The sequence below is a fragment of the Streptomyces sp. P1-3 genome (genome assembly GCF_050613155.1).
Lineage (GTDB): Bacteria > Actinomycetota > Actinomycetes > Streptomycetales > Streptomycetaceae > Streptomyces.
Genome location: NZ_CP192512.1, coordinates 1,989,194 through 2,007,955, shown reverse-complemented (window position 1 = coordinate 2,007,955; position 18,762 = coordinate 1,989,194). Strand labels below are relative to the sequence as shown.

Sequence of the window (18,762 nt, the reverse complement as noted above, 5' to 3'; positions counted from 1 at the left end):
CGCGCACCTACGCCCGCACTCGCACTCGCGCCCCACGCCGCGCAGCTCTCCGCGCCCATGCCTGTACCCGCCCCCGTGCCGGTCCTGTCATCGCACCCACCCCGCCTGCGGCGTGACGATCGGAAAGGCCACCGTCCGGCCATGCGAGCACCCCCCAGCGCGGCGCAGATCCCGCGCGCCGAGTGTGTCAGGAGATGACCGGCGGGGTGCCGGAAACCGAACTTCTCCGTTACGTGCAGTAGCGTTTCGGACAAGACGTGGTCAATGAAGGACACGCCTTTCGGACAAGGCGCGGCAATTGCCAGGCTCCCCGCCCGTGGGCCGACGGGGCGACGGCCCCGCGCAGCCTGGTACACATCGCCCGCATCGGGTACATACGCAGCACAGCACCGGTCCTCTGGGCGGACCGGGACGACTCTCCCGACACCGCGGCGAGGTGAGCCCCTCATGCGTGCTCGTACCGTCCCCGAACACACTCCCGCGCGTTCCGTCTCCGAGCGCGAGGCGCGGCAGGTCGCCGAGGCCGCCCGGGAACAGCGGTGGCGCAAGCCCAGCTTTGCCAAGGAGCTGTTCCTCGGCCGCTTCCGGCTCGACCTGATCCACCCTCACCCCGCGCCCGCCCCGGACGACGTACGGCGAGGCGAGGCGTTCCTCGGCAAACTGCGGAACTTCTGCGAGACCGGCATCGACGCGGCCCGGATCGAGCGCGAGGCCCGTATCCCCGACGAGACCGTCCGCGGCCTCAAGGAGCTCGGCGCCTTCGGCATGAAGATCGACACCGCGTACGGCGGCCTCGGGCTCACCCAGCTGTACTACAACAAGGCTCTCGCCCTGGTCGGCTCGGTTAGCCCCGCCATCGGCGCGCTGCTCTCCGCCCACCAGTCCATCGGGGTGCCACAGCCGATCAAGCAGTTCGGGACGCAGGCCCAGAAGGACGCCTATCTGCCGCGCTGCGCCCGCGGCGACATCTCGGCCTTCCTGCTCACCGAGCCCGACGTGGGTTCCGACCCGGCCCGGCTCGCGACGACCGCCGTCCCCGACGGCGACGACGCCTACGTCCTCGACGGCGTGAAGCTGTGGACCACCAACGGAGTCGTCGCCGACCTGCTCATCGTGATGGCCCGCGTGCCCGTCTCCGAGGGCCACCAGGGCGGCATCACCGCCTTCATCGTCGAGGCCGACGCGGAGGGCGTCACCGTCGAACACCGCAACGCCTTCATGGGGCTGCGCGGCATCGAGAACGGCGTCACCCGCTTCCACCGGGTCCGGGTCCCCGCCATCAACCGTGTCGGCCCCGAGGGCGCCGGGCTGAAGATCGCGCTGACCACCCTCAACACGGGTCGGCTGTCGCTGCCCGCCATCTGTGCGGGCTCCGGCAAGTGGTGTCTGAAGATCGCCCGCGAGTGGTCCTCGGCCCGGGAGCAGTGGGGCAAGCCCATCGCCCGGCACGAGGCCGTCGGCGCCAAGATCTCGTTCATCGCCGCCACCACCTTCGCCCTGGAGGCGGTCATCGACCTCGCCTCCCAGATGGCCGACGAGAACCGCAACGACATCCGCATCGAAGCGGCGCTGGCCAAGCTCTACGGCAGTGAGATGGCCTGCCGGATGGCCGACGAACTGGTGCAGATCCGCGGCGGCCGCGGCTTCGAGACGGCCGACTCCCTCGCCGCCCGCGGCGAGCGCGCCGTCCCCGCCGAGCAGCTCCTCCGCGACCTGCGCATCAACCGCATCTTCGAAGGCTCCACCGAGATCATGCACCTGCTCATCGCCCGCGAGGCGGTCGACGCGCACCTGTCCGTGGCGGGCGATCTCATCAACCCCGAGTCGTCGCTGTCCGACAAGGGCAGGGCCGCCGCTCGCGCCGGCGGCTTCTACGCCCGCTGGCTGCCCGGCCTGGTCACCGGCCCCGGACACCTGCCGCGCTCCTACGGCGAGTTCCACCCGCCCGGCCACCGCGACCTGTCCGGCCACCTGCGCTACGTCGAACGCTCGGCCCGCAGGCTGGCCCGGTCCACGTTCTACGGCATGTCCCGCTGGCAGGGCCGGATGGAGACCAAACAGGGCTTCCTGGGGCGCGTCGTGGACATCGGCGCGGAGCTGTTCGCGATGAGCGCGTCCTGCGTACGGGCCGAGATGATGCGCGCGGCCGGCGACCACGGCACGGAGGCGTACCAGCTCGCCGACGCGTTCTGCCGGCAGGCCAGGATCCGCGCCGACGAGCTCTTCGGCCGGCTGTGGAGCAACACCGACACCCTCGACCGCGCCGTCGTCTCGGAGGTCCTGAACGGTTCGTACGGCTGGCTGGAGGACGGCGTGATCGACGCCAGCGGCGACGGGCCGTGGATCGCCGAGTCCGCCCCGGGCCCGTCCACGAAGCCCAGTGCCCGCCGTCCCTTCGGCTGACCGGGGCCCCACGAAGCCCAGTGCCCGCCGCCCCTTCGGCCGACCGGGGTCCGCACCCGCTCCCGCTCCCCGACCCGGTACCGGGCCCGCCGCCGTCCCAGTGGGCGGGACTCGGCCACAATGGGGGGATGACGGAAACCCTGGCTGACCCGCACCTACGCTTCGAGGCGGCCACCGCCGCCTCCGGGACCCCGCGCGACATCGTGATCCTCGGCTCCACCGGATCGATCGGCACCCAGGCCATCGACGTGGTGCTGCGCAACCCCGACCGCTTCCGGGTGACCGGCCTGTCCGCCGCCGGCGGGCGCGTCGGCCTCCTCGCCGAACAGGCCCACACCCTGCGGGTGCGCACCGTCGCCGTGGCCCAGGCGGACAAGGTCCCCGCCCTGCGTGAGGCGCTCGCGGCGCGGTACGGGCAGGGTGAGCCGCTGCCGGAGATCCTGGCCGGGCCCGACGCCGCCACCGAGCTGGCCGCCTCCGAGTGCCACTCCGTACTCAACGGCATCACCGGCTCGATCGGCCTCGCGCCGACCCTCGCCGCGCTGAAGGCGGGCCGGGTGCTGGTGCTCGCCAACAAGGAGTCGCTGATCGTCGGTGGGCCGCTGGTGCGGGAGGTGGCCGCCCCCGGCCAGATCGTGCCGGTCGACTCCGAGCACTCCGCGCTCTTCCAGGCGCTGCTGGGCGGGGCCCGGCGGGAGGTCAGGAAGCTGGTCGTCACCGCCTCCGGAGGGCCGTTCCGGGGACGTACCCGCCAGGAGCTGACCGACGTCACGCCCGAGCAGGCGCTCGCCCACCCCACCTGGGACATGGGGCCCGTCGTCACCATCAACTCCGCCACCCTGGTCAACAAGGGGCTGGAGGTCATCGAGGCGCACCTGCTGTTCGACATCCCCTTCGAGCGGATCGACGTCGTCGTCCACCCCCAGTCCTACATTCACTCGATGGTGGAGTTCACCGACGGGTCCACGCTCGCCCAGGCGAGCCCGCCCGACATGCGGATGCCGATCTCGCTGGGGCTCGGCTGGCCGGAGCGGGTCCCCGACGCCGCCCCCGGCTGCGACTGGACGAAGGCGGCGACCTGGGAGTTCCTGCCGCTCGACGACGAGGCGTTCCCCTCGGTCGGGCTGGCCCGGCACGTCGGCGGCCTCGGCGGGACCGCCCCGGCGGTCTTCAACGCGGCCAACGAGGAGTGCGTCGCCGCCTTCCTTCAGCGGAAGCTGCCCTTCAACGGGATTGTCGATACGGTCGCCGACGTGGTGGCGGAACACGGCACCCCCGCCAGGGGAACCCGGCTGACGGTCGCGGACGTCCTGGAGGCGGAGGCGTGGGCCCGCTCCCGTGCCCGTGAACTCGCCGCCCGCGCGGCGCACGCGACAGCGATCCCGGAGGCTCGCGTATGACAGCCCTGATGACGGTCCTCGGGATAGTCGTCTTCGTGCTCGGACTGCTCTTCTCGATCGCCTGGCACGAGCTCGGCCACCTCTCCACGGCCAAGCTCTTCGGGATCCGGGTGCCGCAGTACATGGTCGGCTTCGGGCCGACGATCTTCTCCCGCAAGAAGGGGGAGACGGAGTACGGCGTCAAGGCGATCCCCCTCGGCGGCTACATCCGCATGATCGGGATGTTCCCGCCCGGCGACGACGGGAAGATCACCGCCCGTTCCACCTCGCCGTGGCGAGGGATGATCGAGGACGCCAGGTCGGCGGCGTACGAGGAGCTCCAGCCCGGCGACGAGAAGCGGCTGTTCTACACCCGCAAGCCGTGGAAGCGCGTCATCGTCATGTTCGCCGGGCCGTTCATGAACCTGGTGCTGGCCGTGGTGATCTTCCTCGGGGTGATGATGACCTTCGGGCTCAACACCGAGACCACCACCGTCGGCAGCGTCCAGAAGTGCGTCGTCCCGGCCTCCGCCAAGGACACCGACAAGTGCCCCAAGGACGCCGAGGAGACCCCGGCCAACAAGGCGGGGCTGCGGGCGCGTGACAAGATCGTCGCTCTGGGCGGCGTGCCCACACCGGACTGGCCCACCCTTCAGAAGAACATCCGCAAGACCACCGGCGCGACCACCGTCACGGTCGAGCGGGACGGCAAGCGCCTGGACCTCCACGCGGTCCTCATCAGGAACGAGGTCGCCAAGACCGACGGGCACGGCGGCTATGTGGAGGGCGAGACCGTCAAGGCCGGCTTCCTCGGCTTCGCCCCGGCCCACGGCGTCGTCAAGCAGTCCTTCGGCCAGTCCGTGGACCGCATGGGCGACATGGTCGAGCAGGGCGTCGACTCGCTGATCGCGCTGCCGTCCAAGGTCCCCGACCTGTGGGACGCGGCCTTCGGTGACGGTGAGCGCAAGGCGGACTCCCCGATGGGAGTGGTCGGCGCAGCCCGCGTCGGCGGCGAGATCACCACGCTCGACATCCCGGCGTCGCAGCAGGTCGCGACCATGCTCTTCCTGGTCGCGGGCTTCAACCTGTCGCTGTTCCTGTTCAACATGCTGCCGCTGCTGCCGCTGGACGGCGGGCACATCGCGGGCGCGGTGTGGGAATCGGTGCGCCGCCACATGGCACGGCTGTTCCGCCGCCCCGACCCCGGCCCGTTCGACGTGGCCAAGCTCATGCCGGTCGCCTACGTGGTCGCGGGGATCTTCATCTGCTTCACCCTGCTGGTGCTCATCGCCGACCTGGTCAATCCCGTACGGATTACCTGATCGGGCTCGTTGGGGTGACCCGTGGGGAGTGATGTGCTGGCCGAGGCCCCGGTGCCGTAACCTCGAAGCCCTGAGAGCCCGCCGATCCCGGGCGGGACGGGACCATGATCCAAACCTTGGGGTTGCTCGCCAGATGACTGCCATCTCGCTCGGAATGCCGTCCGTACCGACCAAGCTCGCCGACCGCCGGGTCAGCCGCAAGATCCAGGTCGGGTCGGTCGCAGTCGGTGGCGACGCTCCTGTCTCGGTGCAGTCGATGACGACGACGGTGACGGCGGACATCGGTGCGACGTTGCAGCAGATCGCGGAGTTGACGGCGTCGGGGTGCCAGATCGTGCGGGTGGCGTGTCCGTCGCAGGATGACGCGGACGCGCTGCCGGTGATCGCGAGGAAGTCGCAGATCCCGGTGATCGCGGACATCCACTTTCAGCCGAAGTACGTGTTCGCGGCGATTGACGCGGGGTGTGCGGCGGTGCGGGTGAATCCGGGGAACATCCGGCAGTTCGACGACAAGGTGAAGGAGATCGCGAAGGCGGCCTCGGATGCCGGGGTGCCGATTCGTATCGGGGTCAACGCGGGGTCGTTGGACAAGCGGTTGCTGGCGAAGTACGGGAAGGCGACGCCGGAGGCGCTGGTGGAGTCGGCGTTGTGGGAGTGTTCGCTGTTCGAGGAGCACGGGTTCCGTGACATCAAGATCTCGGTGAAGCACAACGACCCGGTGGTCATGGTCAACGCGTACCGGCAGCTCGCCGCGCAGTGTGACTACCCGCTGCACCTGGGTGTGACGGAGGCGGGTCCGGCGTTCCAGGGGACGATCAAGTCGGCGGTCGCGTTCGGGGCGCTGTTGAGCGAGGGGATCGGCGACACCATCCGGGTGTCGCTGTCCGCGCCGCCGGCGGAGGAGGTCAAGGTCGGCATCCAGATCCTGGAGTCGCTGAATCTGCGGCAGCGCCGACTGGAGATCGTCTCGTGTCCGTCGTGTGGTCGGGCGCAGGTGGATGTGTACAAGCTGGCGGATCAGGTCACGGCGGGTCTGGACGGTCTTGAGGTGCCGCTGCGGGTCGCGGTCATGGGCTGTGTGGTCAACGGTCCGGGTGAGGCGCGTGAGGCCGACCTCGGTGTGGCGTCGGGCAATGGCAAGGGGCAGATCTTCGTCAAGGGCGAGGTGATCAAGACCGTGCCGGAGTCGAAGATCGTGGAGACCCTGATCGAAGAGGCCATGAAGATCGCCGAACAGATGGAGAAGGACGGCATCGCCTCCGGCGAGCCCGAGGTCAGCGTCGGCTGATCGCGCCGCGGGCGCGTACGGCAGACCGACGCGACGCGGGCCGTGCGGCGCCCCAACCGGCCGGGCACGGCCTCCGCGCGGTCGCACTGCGGACCGCACATCCCGGCGGGAGGTCACCCGCCGGGGTGGCGATGTACAGTGCGGGAATCGAGTCCCCCTGGCCCGCAGGCCCGCAACGGTGAGGCAGACCGACACGTGCTCACGACCACCACCACCAGGGTTCTTGAGCCCGCCGAGCTCGACGCGGCGCTTGCGGTCCTCGACCGCGACCCGGTCTCCAACGCCTTCGTCACCGCCCGCGTCCAGGCCGCGGGCCTCGACCCCTGGCGGCTCGGCGGCGAGATGTGGGGCTGGTACAGCGGCGGACGGCTCGAATCGCTCTGCTACGCCGGGGCCAACCTCGTCCCCGTATGCGCCACCCCCGAGGCCGTCCGCGGCTTCGCCGAACGCGCCCGCCGCTCCGGCCGCCGCTGCTCCTCCATCGTCGGCCCCGCCGAGGCCACCGCCGAACTGTGGTCCCTGCTCGAACCCAGTTGGGGCCCGGCCCGCGAGGTGCGGCCCCGCCAGCCCCTGATGGTCACCACCTCGATGCCCGCCGACGTCGCGCCCGACCCGCTCGTGCGCCGCGTTCGCAAGAGCGAGATGGAGGTGATCATGCCCGCCTGCGTGGCGATGTTCACCGAAGAGGTCGGCGTCTCGCCGCTCGCGGGCGACGGCGGCCTGCTCTACCAGGCCCGCGTCGCCGAACTGGTCGGCACCGGCCGCTCCTTCGCCCGGATCGAGGATGGCCGGGTCGTCTTCAAGGCCGAGATCGGCGCGGCCACCCGGCACGCCTGCCAGATCCAGGGCGTGTGGGTCGCGCCCGAACACCGCGGCCGCGGCCTGTCGGAGACCGGGATGGCGGCCGTCCTCGACTACGCGCTGCGCGAGGTCGCCCCCGTCGTCAGCCTCTACGTCAACGACTACAACGCCGCCGCCCGTGCCGCCTACCGCCGCGTCGGCTTCCAGGAGGTCGGCGCGTTCATGAGCGTGCTGTTCTGAAGCGCGCTGCTCCGGCGCCGCCCGGCCACCCGTTCCGCTCCGCCGCCCAGTAGGGTGCCGCCATGGATGACGTCGTCGTCGGACCGCTCGACCTCGCCGCGCGCGTGGACGACGCCCTGGCCGTACAGGCACTCGCGTTCGGTCTCACGGACGAGGAGATCGGCGTACGGCGCCATATCGTGCTCCGCCATCTCACCAACCCCGGCGCCCGCGCGTTCGGTGCCACCACCGGAACCGGCCGGCTCGTCGGCTTCGCCTACGGCATGCCCAACGACCGTACGCAGTGGTGGTCCACGATCGTCGAACCGTATCTGCGCGCCACCCGCAGCGACGACTGGCTGGACGACTCCTTCGTCGTCACCGAGCTGCACGTCCACCCCGCCTACCAGAACCGCGGCATCGGCCGGTCCCTGATCACCACCCTCACCGACGGCGCCGAACAGCCGCGCAGCATCCTCTCCGCCATCGACACCGAGAGCCCCGCGCGGTGCCTCTACCGCGCCCTGGGTTACCGCGACCTCGCCCGCCGCGTGCTGTTCCCGAGCGCCCCCCGCCCGTACGCCGTGATGGGTGCCCCCCTGCCCCTGCGCCGCCGCTGACCGGACGCGGCCCCACGCCGGGGGCAATAGGTTTCCCGGTTCCCCACCTGGACGGCTAACCTCCTGCCATTCCCTCTCGTACGCAGGAGAAACCCCATGGCTCACGCCGTCCACGCCCAGCGCATGTCCAAGATGATGCTGAAGACGCTGCGCGACGACCCGGCCGACGCCGAGACCGCGAGCCACAAGCTGCTGGTCCGCGCCGGCTACGTCCGCCGCTCCTCCGCCGGGGTGTGGACCTGGCTGCCGCTCGGCAAGAAGGTCCTGGACAACGTCTCCCGGGTGGTGCGCGAGGAGATGGACGCCATCGGCGCCCAGGAGGTCCTGCTGCCCGCCCTGCTGCCGCGCGAGGCGTACGAGGCCAGCGGCCGCTGGGACGAGTACGGCGACCTGCTGTTCCGGCTCAAGGACCGCAAGGGCGCGGACTACCTCCTCGGCCCCACCCACGAGGAGATCTTCACCCAGACGGTCAAGGACCAGTGCACGTCCTACAAGGACCTGCCGGTGATCCTCTACCAGATCCAGACCAAGTACCGGGACGAGGCGCGGCCCCGCTCCGGCGTGCTGCGCGGCCGCGAGTTCCAGATGAAGGACTCGTACTCCTTCGACACCACCGACGAGGGGCTGGCCGAGTCCTACCGGCTGCACCGCGAGGCGTACCGGCGGATCTTCGCCCGCCTCGGCCTGGACTACCGCATCGTCTCGGCCGTCTCGGGCGCGATGGGCGGCTCCGCGTCGGAGGAGTTCCTGGCCCCGGCCGCCGCCGGTGAGGACACCTTCGTCGACTGCCCCAACTGCGACTACGCGGCCAACACCGAGGCGGTCACGGTCACCGTGCCGCCGGTCGAGGGCGTCGCGCACGGCCCGGTCGAGGAACTGGACACCCCCGACACCCCGACCATCGAGACCCTGGCCGAGCACCTGGGCGTCACCGCCTCCGCCACTCTGAAGAACCTCCTGGTCAAGGTCGACGGCGAGATCACGGCCGTGGGCGTGCCCGGCGACCGGGAGGTCGACCTCGGCAAGCTGGCCGAGCATCTGGCGCCCGCGATCGTGGAGTTGGTGACGGCGGAGGACTTCGCCGACCGGCCCGACCTCGTCCGCGGCTACGTCGGCCCGCAGGGCCTGGCCGGCACGGCGTTCCGCTACCTCGCCGACCCGCGCGTGGCCCCCGGCACCGCGTGGGTGACCGGCGCCAACAAGCCCGACACGCACGCGAAGAACGTGGTCTGCGGCCGGGACTTCGAGGTCGACCAGTACCTCGACGTGGTCGTCGTCGAACCGGGCGACCCGTGCCCCGAGTGCGGCGCCGGCATCGAACTGGACCGGGCCATCGAGATCGGCCACATCTTCCAGCTCGGCCGCAAGTACGCCGACACCTTCCAGTTGGACGTGCTCGGCCAGGAGGGCAAGCCGGTCCGCGTCACTATGGGCTCGTACGGCATCGGCGTCTCCCGCGCCGTCGCCGCGCTCGCCGAGCAGACCCACGACGAGTCCGGCCTGTGCTGGCCACGCGAGATCGCCCCGGCCGACGTCCACGTCGTGGCGGCGGGCAAGGCGCTGCAGACCGAACTCGCCCTGGAAATCGGCGAGAAGCTGGCCGCGTCGGGCGTACGCACGCTGGTGGACGACCGGGCGGGCGTCTCGCCGGGGGTGAAGTTCACCGACGCCGAGCTGATCGGCGTGCCCACGATCCTGGTGGTGGGCCGCGGCGCCAAGGACGGCCGCGTCGAGGTGAAGGACCGCCGGACGGGCGAACGCGAGGACCTGACGGTGGACGAGGCGGTGGACCGGCTGGTGGCGTCCGTGGCGTAACGGCCTCCCGGCGGTGCGCCTCCCGGCGAGGGGCCGTGGGCGATGCTGTGCGGCGCCGTACGGGTGCGTCTGCCCGGTGGCTGGGGGCGCCCGCGCCGGTGCCCGGCTCGGGGCCGCCGCCGGATACCTGGGGTGCCCCCGCTGCCCCGCTAGCCGGCGCCGCGCGTGCGCGGTGCGCGCTGGTCGTGGCTGGGTCGGGGCCGCCGCCGGGTACCTCCTCGGTCGGCGAACCTGCTGCCGTACCGCGGGGTACGGGGCGAGATGTTCGCCGCGCTGCGGGGGCACCCGCCACGTCCCCTTCCGCCGGACGCGCGACTGCCCGCCGGTAGCCCTGCGCGTCACCAGTCGCGTGCCGCCACCGCCAGTGCTGCGACGGTCTCGGAGGACTGGCGAGGCGCGGTGCCAGTCCGCCGCTCGCGTCACCGGTCGCCGCCGCTGCGACCGTCGGTGGCGTCCCCGGACATCGGTCCGGCGTCCGGCCGGAGCACGCGTGGAGAAGCGGTCCCGAAGCCGGTTGGTACGGGGGCCAGCCCCCACCGGCGGTCAGCCGCCCGACGGGCGGGAGGGGGCGCGTCGGGGTGCCCCCGCAGCGCGGCGAACATCTTGCCGGTGACCTTGCGGATGGGCAGTAGGTTCGCCGACCGAGGAGGTACCCCAGAGCGACCCCGACCCCGCCACGAGGCGCCCGCGCCGGGGCAACCACGGCACCATGCACACGGCGCCGGGGGCAACCACGGCACCGCGCACACCGTGCAGGGGCAACCACGGCACCCCGCACACACCCCACGGCCCCTCGCCGGGAGGCGTCACAGCCAGCCCGCGAACTCCAGTAGCAGTTCGCCGCGCCTGCGGTTTCCGACCGCGGCATGCCGCAGCCCCGAGTCCACCGCCCGGAACAGCGTCCAGCCGCGCAGCCGGTCACGGTCCACGTCCAGGGAGTCCGCCAGCTTGGCGACCCGGCGGCGGACGGCGCCGCTCGGCCCGGGACCTGCCGCCACGTCCTCGAACCGGTCGAGCACCAGCCCCGCCAGGTCGTACGCGTGCTCGCCGACCACCGGCGCCGGGCCGACCGCGAGCCACGGCGCGCGCTCCCCGGCCAGCACCTTGGCCTGCCGGAAGTCGCCGTGCAGCAGCACCTGTTCGGGCGGGCTCGCCACCAGCTCCGTACGCAGCGTCAGGGCCTCCTCCAGCAGCGGGCGCGCGTCCACCGCCCAGCCGCCCGCGCCCAACACCCGCAGCGTCTCGGTACTGCCGTCCGTCAGCTCCGCGACCGTGGGGAACGCGTGTCCGGAGGGCGGTGCCACCCACAGCTTGCGGACCGTGCCCGCCGCCTCCAGCAGCGCCTTGGCCTCCGGGAGCGACCGCAGCGACACCGCGCTGTGCAGCCGCTCCAGCAGCAGTGCGCCGGTCCCCGGATCGGCGCGCAGCAGACGCACCGCACCCCAGCCGTCCCAGACACCAAGGGCCTCCCGCTCGTGTCCGGCCGCGGGGCCGGGCACCGGGAACTTCAGCGCCGCCGGGGTGCCGTCCGCCTGCCGTACGAGGACGACGAGGCTGCCGAGGCCCCCCGGGGTCTGGACCCGTTCCGGCGTCAGCTCCCAGTCGGCCAGCTGCTGCCGGGCGGTCGCGGGCAGGTTCGCGAGCCAGGCCATCGCCGGGCTGTCGGGGTCCTTGCTCAGCGCGTTCAGCAGCCGCTGCGGCGGATCGATACGGACGGTGTCCCGGCCGCCGGGCTGCGGTCCTGCTGCCATTCCTGAGCTGTCCCCTCACCACTCGTCATTTCACGTTCTGTCTTGGTTCCCGCCGGGCTTCGTCCCGCCCGGCGGCTCATGGCGCGCGCAACGCGTCACGGCACGTCGTCACGCGTCATGTCGTCGCGCGTCACAGCGCGCCCGCGGCGCCACTGGGGGACGCGGACGGGCCGGTCGGCGCGGTGCGTTCGGCGAGCCCAGGGAAGGCTACGCCGCTGCCGCGCCACCGCACCGCCCGGACCGCCGCCTCGCGCAGGGCGGCGGCCGCCTCGCGCCGCAGGGTCCCGTCGGCGGACCGGACGAGGTCGGCGTAGACGGCGGCCACCCGGTGCTCCAGCTCGGCGGCCAGCCGTACGGCGGCGGCCGCGTCCGGCACCGGGAACGGCAGGGCGTACGCGGCGGCCGCGGCGACCGGGGTGCCGCCCAGGTCCCGCACGGTCCGCTGGAGCGCGTCGCGGCGGGCGCGGTGTGCGGCGTAGCAGTCACGCGCCTGCCGCAGCCGGTCGTCGCCGATCCGGCCGCCGACGACACCGTAGCCGTAGACCGCCGCGTGTTCGGCCGCCAGCGCGGCCTGAGCGGCCTTCAGCACGTCCGCCTCCGCCGCGTCCCGCCGCCGTCGGTTCCCCTGCCCCCTGACCGCGCTCATGAGACGCCTTCCGTGAGCAGATACGCGTGGGCCGCCCCGCAGGCCGCGACCGACGCCAGCAGCCGGGCGAGTTCACCGGGGGCGGAGGCCAGGGCGGCGGTGCGCGCGTCGGCGGTGAGCCGCTCGGCCTGCGCGAGGACGGCGAGGGCCTGCTCCGGCGTCCCGGGCACGCCCGGCGGCCGGGGTGCGGATGTGTCACCGCCCGGGGAGACGCCGGCGCTTGGCGAGGCGGCGCGGCCCGGAGGCGAGGCGGCGGCGGGGGAGCCGGACCGCGCGCCGCCGGAGCCCGCGAACGCCTGCGCGTGCCGCGCGGTCTCCGCGCGCAGCGGCCGCAGCCGGTCGGCCAGCACCGGATGGGCCGCCGAGGTCGCGTCGTACCGTGCCAGCAGCACCAGGCTGTCCCGCTCGGCGCGCGCCCGCAGCCGGTCGGCGGCCGCGGTCCGGCCGGCCCGGTCGGACCCCGCGTCGGCGGCGCCCGAGCATCCGGCCAGCAGGACGGCGGCACCGGCCGCCCCACCGGCCAGCAGCAGGTCTCGTCTGTGCGGGCGGTCGGTGTCCCGCTGATGGGTGGTGGGCGGCACGGTCCTCTTTCCTGACGTCCTGGCGGGCGGTCCTGGTACGGCGCCGGGGTCGCCGGGCGTCGAACGGGAGCGTCCGGGGCGGAACGATCACCGCAGGCGAGCGTACCCATGACGGCCGCGCCCGCCGTGGCGGCCCCGCCGCAACCGCCCACGAGCCGACGCGGGCAGCCGAATCGTCAGCCGCCCACCGGAGCGGATAGGCTTTGACCGACACGCGACCTTCCCACAACAGCACACGCGGCCGAGGAGTCACCCGGATGAGCACCACCCAGAGCGAAAGGCTGCGCGGACTGCTGGAACCGCTGGTCAGCGCCCGAGACCTGGATCTGGAAGAGGTCGAGCTGACCCCCGCTGGGAAGCGGCGCGTGCTGCGGATCGTGGTGGACTCCGACGACGGCGTGCAGCTGGACGCGTGTGCGGAGCTGAGCCGGGCGGTCTCCGAGGCACTCGACGCCTCGGACGCCATGGGAGCCACCCCGTACGTGCTGGAGGTCACCTCGCCCGGCGCGGACCGTCCCCTGACCGAGCAGCGGCACTACCGCCGCGCCGTCGGCCGGCTCATCAAGGCCCAGCTCGCCGAGGGCGGCGAGCTGGTGGCACGGGTGGTCGCCGTGGACGACGAGGCCGTGGACCTGGAGGTCCCGGGCCTGAAGGGCCGTAAGCCCACCGCCCGCCGACTGGCCTTCACCGAGATCTCCAAGGCCCGGGTGGAGATCGAGTTCAGCCGCAAGGCCGAGAAGAGCGACGCCGCCGAGCACGGCGACGAGAGCAAGAACGACGAGAGCAAGGAGGAGGCGTAGCCGTGGACATCGACATGAGTGCCCTGCGGGGTCTGGTTCGGGAGAAGGAGATCTCGTTCGACCTGCTGGTCGAGGCGATCGAGTCGGCCCTCCTCATCGCCTACCACCGCACCGAGGGAAGCCGCCGGCGGGCCCGCGTGGAGCTGGACCGGAACACCGGCCATGTCACGGTGTGGGCGAAGGAGAACCCGGAGGACCTCACGGACCTGCCGGAGGGCGAGGAGCCGCGCGAGTTCGACGACACCCCGTCCGGTTTCGGCCGGATCGCGGCGATGACCGCGAAGCAGGTCATTCTGCAGCGGCTGCGCGACGCCGAGGAGGAGATCACCTTCGGCGAGTACGCGGGACGTGAGGGCGATGTCGTCTCGGGCATCGTCCAGCAGGGCAAGGACCCCAAGAACGTCCTCGTCGACATCGGCAAGCTGGAAGCGATCCTGCCGGTGCAGGAGCAGGTGCCGGGCGAGGACTACAGCCATGGCACGCGTCTGCGGTGTTACGTCGTTCGGGTGGTCAAGGGCGTGCGCGGCCCGTCGGTGACCCTCTCGCGCACCCACCCCAATCTCGTGAAGAAGCTCTTCGCGATGGAGGTCCCGGAGATCGTGGACGGGTCGGTGGAGATCGCCGCGATCGCCCGTGAGGCCGGCCACCGCACCAAGATCGCCGTGCGGTCCACGCGTTCGGGCCTGAACGCCAAGGGTGCCTGCATCGGCCCGATGGGCGGCCGGGTGCGTGCCGTCATGGCCGAGCTGCACGGCGAGAAGATCGACATCGTGGACTGGTCGGACGACCCGGCCGATCTGGTGGGGCACGCGCTGTCCCCCGCTCGGGTGAGCAAGGTCGAGATCGTGGACCTGGCGGCCCGCTCCGCGCGGGTCACCGTGCCCGACTACCAGCTGTCGCTCGCCATCGGCAAGGAAGGGCAGAACGCCCGGCTCGCCGCCCGGCTCACCGGGTGGCGGATCGACATCCGCCCCGACACCGAGCAGCCCGCATAAGTGCCCGGCGCCGGTCACCGGGCGCGCTGCCCGGTGACCGGCGGACGGTAACCGAAGAACAACCGTGCGTCGAATAACCCGTAGGGGTGAGCTTGGCGCGGGGAGGTAGACTTACCAGTGTCTGGCCGGACGAACGTCCCAGCATGCCCGGAGCGCACCTGCATCGGCTGCCGGGAGCGGGCGGCCAAACAGGATCTGCTGCGTATGGCGGTGGTCGGGGACGACGTGGTCCCCGACGATCGCGGTACGCTGCCCGGTCGGGGTGCGTATGTGCACCGCGACCCCGCCTGTATCGACCTGGCGGTACGTCGCCGGGCGTTCTCCCGGGCCTTTCGAGGCAGGGGAGCGCCCGATGCCGCGGCCTTGCGCCGGTACGTCGAGCAGGCAGCACCGTAAGAAGAGAACGGCACGGGACACCGTGCGGTCAGGTACCTCGCGAGTCGGAAGTAGGTCGAGATTGCGATGAGCACTCGATGAGTACGCGATGAGTACGCCCATGAAGTAGCGACGGTCCGGCGGAACCCGGACCTAAAAGGAGCGAAGTGGCTAAGGTCCGGGTATACGAACTCGCCAAGGAGTTCGGAGTGGAGAGCAAGGTCGTCATGGCCAAGCTCCAAGAACTCGGTGAATTTGTACGTTCGGCGTCCTCGACGATCGAGGCGCCGGTTGTTCGCAAGTTGACTGACGCTTTCCAGCAGGGCAGTGGTTCCGGCCGCGCCGCTGGCAAGCCCGCGGCGCCGCGCAAGGCGTCGCCCGCAAAGCCTTCCGCCGCGCCGTCCCCGGCGCAGGCTGGGGGCACCTCCCCTGCCGCCAAGGCAGTGGGGGACCGTCCCGCCGCCCCCAAGCCTCCGACGCCCGGCCCCAAGCCGGCCGCCGCCGAGGCCCCTCAGGGTGGCACTCCCGCCGCGGCGCCCGCCCCGGGCCCGCGTCCGACGCCCGGCCCCAAGGCGCCGATGCCCGGCCCGAAGCCGGCTCCGGCCGCCCCGGCGCCGGCCCAGCCCGAGTTCACCGCCCCGCCGGCGGCGCCCTCGGCTCCCAAGCCCGCCGCGGCCCGGCCCGGTGCCGGCCCCGCCAAGCCCGGTGCCCCCGGCCCGCGCCCCGGCGCCCGTCCCGGTGGTGCCCCCGGCGGCCGTGACCAGGACCGTCCCGGCGGTCGTGGTGAGCGCGCTCCGCGTCCCGGCGGCCAGGGTGCTCCGCGCCCCGGCGCTCGCCCGGCCGGTCCGCGCCCCGGTAACAACCCCTTCACCTCCGGCGGCTCCACCGGCATGGCGCGCCCGCAGGCGCCCCGTCCCGGCGGTGCTCCGCGCCCCGGCGGCCAGGCCGGCCCCGGCGGTCCTCGCCCCGGTGGCGAGCGCCAGGGCGGTCCGCGTCCGCAGGGTCCGGGCGGCGCCCGTCCCACCCCGGGCGGTATGCCGCGGCCGCAGGGCGGTGCCGGCGGTCCCCGTCCCGGTGGCGGTCCCGGCGGCGCGCGTCCGAACCCGGGCATGATGCCGCAGCGTCCCGCTGCCGGCCCGCGCCCCGGCCCCGGTGGCGGTGGCCGCGGTCCCGGCGGTGCCGGTCGTCCCGGTGGCGGCGGTCGTCCGGGCGGCGGCGGCTTCGCCGGCCGTCCGGCAGGTCCCGGCGGCGGCGGTCGTCCCGGTGGCGGCGGCGGCTTCGCCGGTCGTCCCGGTGGCGGTGGCCCCGGTGGCGGCGGTGGCGGCGGCGGCTTCGGCGGTCGTCCCGGCTTCGGCGGTCGTCCGGGTGGTCCCGGTGGCCGCGGTGGCACGCAGGGTGCGTTCGGCCGTCCCGGCGGTCCGGCGCGTCGTGGCCGCAAGTCGAAGCGGCAGCGGCGCCAGGAGTACGAGGCCATGCAGGCCCCGTCCATCGGCGGCGTGATGCTGCCGCGCGGCAAGGGCGAGACCGTCCGGCTGTCGCGTGGTGCGTCTCTCACCGACTTCGCGGAGAAGATCAACGCCAACCCGGCGTCGCTGGTCCAGGTGATGTTCAACCTGGGCGAGATGGTCACCGCGACCCAGTCCGTCTCCGACGAGACGCTGCAGCTGCTCGCCGACGAGATGAACTACAACATCGAGATCGTCAGCCCGGAGGAGGAGGACCGCGAGCTTCTCGAGTCCTTCGACATCGAGTTCGGCGAGAACGAGGGCGGCGAGGAGATGCTCGTCGCGCGTCCGCCGGTGGTGACCGTCATGGGTCACGTCGACCACGGTAAGACGCGACTGCTGGACGCGATCCGCAAGACGAACGTCATCGCGGGCGAGGCCGGCGGCATCACCCAGCACATCGGTGCCTACCAGGTCTCGACCGAGGTCAACGACGAAGAGCGCAAGATCACCTTCATCGACACCCCGGGTCACGAGGCGTTCACCGCCATGCGTGCCCGCGGTGCCAAGTCGACCGACATCGCGATCCTCGTGGTGGCGGCCAACGACGGTGTGATGCCCCAGACGATCGAGGCGCTGAACCACGCCAAGGCGGCCGACGTGCCGATCGTGGTCGCGGTCAACAAGATCGACGTCGAGGGCGCTGACCCGACGAAGGTGCGCGGCCAGCTCACCGAGTTCGGTCTGGTGGCCGAGGAGTACGGCGGCGACACCATGTTCGTCGACATCTCCGCCAAGCAGGGGCTGCACATCGACGAGCTGCTGGAGGCCGTCGTCCTCACCGCCGACGCCTCGCTCGACCTGCGGGCCAACGCCGAGCAGGACGCGCAGGGCATCGCGATCGAGGCCCACCTCGACCGCGGCCGCGGCGCCGTGGCCACCGTGCTCGTCCAGCGCGGCACCCTGCGGGTCGGTGACACCATGGTCGCCGGCGACGCGTACGGCCGTGTCCGGGCGATGCTCGACGACAACGGCAACCACCTCGAAGAGGCGGGTCCGTCGACGCCGGTCCTGGTGCTCGGTCTGACCAACGTGCCGGGCGCGGGCGACAACTTCCTCGTCGTCGACGAGGACCGCACCGCCCGCCAGATCGCCGAGAAGCGCGCCGCGCGCGAGCGCAACGCCGCGTTCGCCAAGCGCACCCGCCGGGTGTCGCTGGAGGACCTGGACAAGGTGCTCAAGGCCGGCGAGGTGCAGCAGCTCAACCTCATCATCAAGGGCGACGCGTCCGGTTCGGTCGAGGCCCTGGAGTCCTCGCTGCTCCAGCTCGACGTCGGCGACGAGGTCGACCTGCGCGTCCTGCACCGCGGTGTGGGTGCGGTCACCGAGACCGACATCGACCTGGCGACCGGCTCCGACGCCATCGTCATCGGCTTCAACGTGCGCGCCGAGGGGCGTGCCACGCAGATGGCCGAGCGCGAGGGCGTGGACGTCCGCTACTACTCGGTCATCTACCAGGTGATCGAGGAGATCGAGGCGGCCCTGAAGGGCATGCTCAAGCCGGAGTACGAAGAGGTCGAGCTCGGTACGGCGGAGATCCGCGAGGTCTTCCGCTCGTCCAAGCTGGGCAACATCGCGGGTGTTCTCATCCGCTCCGGCGAGGTCAAGCGGAACACCAAGGCGCGCCTCATCCGCGACGGCAAGGTCATCGCGGAGAACCTCAACATCGAGGGCCTGCGCCGCTTCAAGGACGACGTCACCGAGATCCGCGAAGGCTTCGAGGGCGGTATCAACCTCGGAAACTTCAACGACATCAAGGTCGACGACGTCATCGCGACCTACGAGATGCGCGAGAAGCCCCGCGGCTGATCCGTATCGCGTCAGTCGGGGCCGGTCGGTGGGACGCAAATCCCGTCGATCGGCCCCGGCCGTTGCGTGTACGGTGCTGATGTCCCTGCCAAGCGGTGGCAGCGGACGCAGACGAGGCCCCACGGGTGGCTACACCCGCTCCATATGTATGTAGGGACGCTGTCCTTCGACATCCTCCTCGGCGACGTACGGTCGCTGAAGGAGAAACGCTCCGTCGTCCGCCCGATCGTCGCCGAGCTCCAGCGCAAGTACGCGGTGAGCGTGGCGGAGGTCGGCGACCAGGACCTGTACCGCCGGACCAGGATCGGTCTGGCGGTGGTGTCCGGGGACACGGAGCACATCAGAGACGTACTGGACCGCTGCGAGCGCTTCGTCGCCGCACGGCCGGAAGTGGAGCTGCTGTCGGTTCGGCGGCGGTTCCATGGCGACCATGACGACTGACCACGGGCGTCA

The 18,762-nt window shown here is 72.3% G+C and carries 15 protein-coding genes; 12 read left to right on the top strand and 3 right to left on the bottom strand.

Going from position 1 to position 18,762, the window contains the following annotated elements; all coding sequences use genetic code 11:
- Positions 1-447: 447 nt before the first annotated feature.
- The 7 genes from ACQUSR_RS08215 (at position 448) to ACQUSR_RS08185 (ending at position 9,847) form a co-directional block, all read left to right on the top strand.
- The gene (locus ACQUSR_RS08215) at positions 448-2,403 is read left to right on the top strand and encodes an acyl-CoA dehydrogenase family protein (protein ID WP_431041899.1); all 1,956 of its coding nucleotides are present in this window, start codon (positions 448-450) and stop codon (positions 2,401-2,403) included.
- Positions 2,404-2,531: 128 nt separating this feature from the next.
- Complete coding sequence (gene dxr, locus ACQUSR_RS08210; protein ID WP_431041898.1) at positions 2,532-3,803, top strand: 1-deoxy-D-xylulose-5-phosphate reductoisomerase; 1,272 nt, start codon at positions 2,532-2,534, stop codon at positions 3,801-3,803.
- Complete coding sequence (locus ACQUSR_RS08205; protein ID WP_431041897.1) at positions 3,800-5,104, top strand: M50 family metallopeptidase; 1,305 nt, start codon at positions 3,800-3,802, stop codon at positions 5,102-5,104. The genes dxr and ACQUSR_RS08205 overlap by 4 nt, the downstream gene beginning before the upstream one ends.
- A 133-nt stretch (positions 5,105-5,237) precedes the next feature.
- Positions 5,238-6,392, top strand: coding sequence for a flavodoxin-dependent (E)-4-hydroxy-3-methylbut-2-enyl-diphosphate synthase (ispG, locus tag ACQUSR_RS08200; protein ID WP_431041896.1), 1,155 nt, complete (start codon positions 5,238-5,240; stop codon positions 6,390-6,392).
- 195 nt (positions 6,393-6,587) lie between these two features.
- Entirely contained in the window at positions 6,588-7,433 is an 846-nt protein-coding gene (locus ACQUSR_RS08195) for a GNAT family N-acetyltransferase (protein WP_431041895.1), read from the top strand.
- Between the two features lie 62 nt (positions 7,434-7,495).
- The gene (locus ACQUSR_RS08190; protein WP_431041894.1) at positions 7,496-8,032 is read left to right on the top strand and encodes a GNAT family N-acetyltransferase; all 537 of its coding nucleotides are present in this window, start codon (positions 7,496-7,498) and stop codon (positions 8,030-8,032) included.
- Positions 8,033-8,128: 96 nt separating this feature from the next.
- The gene (locus ACQUSR_RS08185; RefSeq protein ID WP_431041893.1) at positions 8,129-9,847 is read left to right on the top strand and encodes a proline--tRNA ligase; all 1,719 of its coding nucleotides are present in this window, start codon (positions 8,129-8,131) and stop codon (positions 9,845-9,847) included.
- 806 nt (positions 9,848-10,653) lie between these two features.
- Here the strand turns inward: ACQUSR_RS08185 and ACQUSR_RS08180 are convergent.
- The 3 genes from ACQUSR_RS08180 to ACQUSR_RS08170 all read right to left on the bottom strand — a co-directional run bounded on the left by ACQUSR_RS08180 (position 10,654) and on the right by ACQUSR_RS08170 (position 12,825).
- Positions 10,654-11,598, bottom strand: coding sequence for an aminoglycoside phosphotransferase family protein (locus ACQUSR_RS08180; protein WP_431041892.1), 945 nt, complete (start codon positions 11,596-11,598; stop codon positions 10,654-10,656).
- Between the two features lie 130 nt (positions 11,599-11,728).
- Positions 11,729-12,244, bottom strand: a complete 516-nt coding sequence (locus ACQUSR_RS08175) for a ferritin-like domain-containing protein (protein ID WP_431041891.1) — start codon at positions 12,242-12,244, stop codon at positions 11,729-11,731.
- Positions 12,241-12,825 (bottom strand): hypothetical protein, encoded by a 585-nt coding sequence (locus ACQUSR_RS08170; protein WP_431041890.1) that lies wholly within the window; start codon positions 12,823-12,825, stop codon positions 12,241-12,243. The genes ACQUSR_RS08175 and ACQUSR_RS08170 overlap by 4 nt, the downstream gene beginning before the upstream one ends.
- Positions 12,826-13,082: 257 nt before the next feature.
- Here ACQUSR_RS08170 and rimP point away from each other — a divergent pair, with 257 nt between their 5' ends.
- From rimP to ACQUSR_RS08145, 5 genes are all read left to right on the top strand, one after another.
- The gene (gene rimP, locus ACQUSR_RS08165; RefSeq protein WP_431041889.1) at positions 13,083-13,625 is read left to right on the top strand and encodes a ribosome maturation factor RimP; all 543 of its coding nucleotides are present in this window, start codon (positions 13,083-13,085) and stop codon (positions 13,623-13,625) included.
- A gap of 2 nt (positions 13,626-13,627) precedes the next feature.
- Positions 13,628-14,620: a transcription termination factor NusA gene (gene nusA, locus ACQUSR_RS08160; RefSeq protein ID WP_431041888.1), complete on the top strand. Its 993-nt coding sequence runs from the start codon at positions 13,628-13,630 to the stop codon at positions 14,618-14,620.
- A gap of 117 nt (positions 14,621-14,737) precedes the next feature.
- The gene (locus tag ACQUSR_RS08155; RefSeq protein ID WP_431041887.1) at positions 14,738-15,016 is read left to right on the top strand and encodes a YlxR family protein; all 279 of its coding nucleotides are present in this window, start codon (positions 14,738-14,740) and stop codon (positions 15,014-15,016) included.
- A gap of 146 nt (positions 15,017-15,162) precedes the next feature.
- Entirely contained in the window at positions 15,163-18,309 is a 3,147-nt protein-coding gene (gene infB, locus ACQUSR_RS08150; RefSeq protein ID WP_431041886.1) for a translation initiation factor IF-2, read from the top strand.
- Positions 18,310-18,453: 144 nt separating this feature from the next.
- On the top strand, positions 18,454-18,750 hold the full coding sequence (locus tag ACQUSR_RS08145; protein WP_304464245.1) for a DUF503 domain-containing protein: 297 nt from the start codon (positions 18,454-18,456) through the stop codon (positions 18,748-18,750).
- The last annotated feature ends 12 nt before the right edge of the window (positions 18,751-18,762 follow it).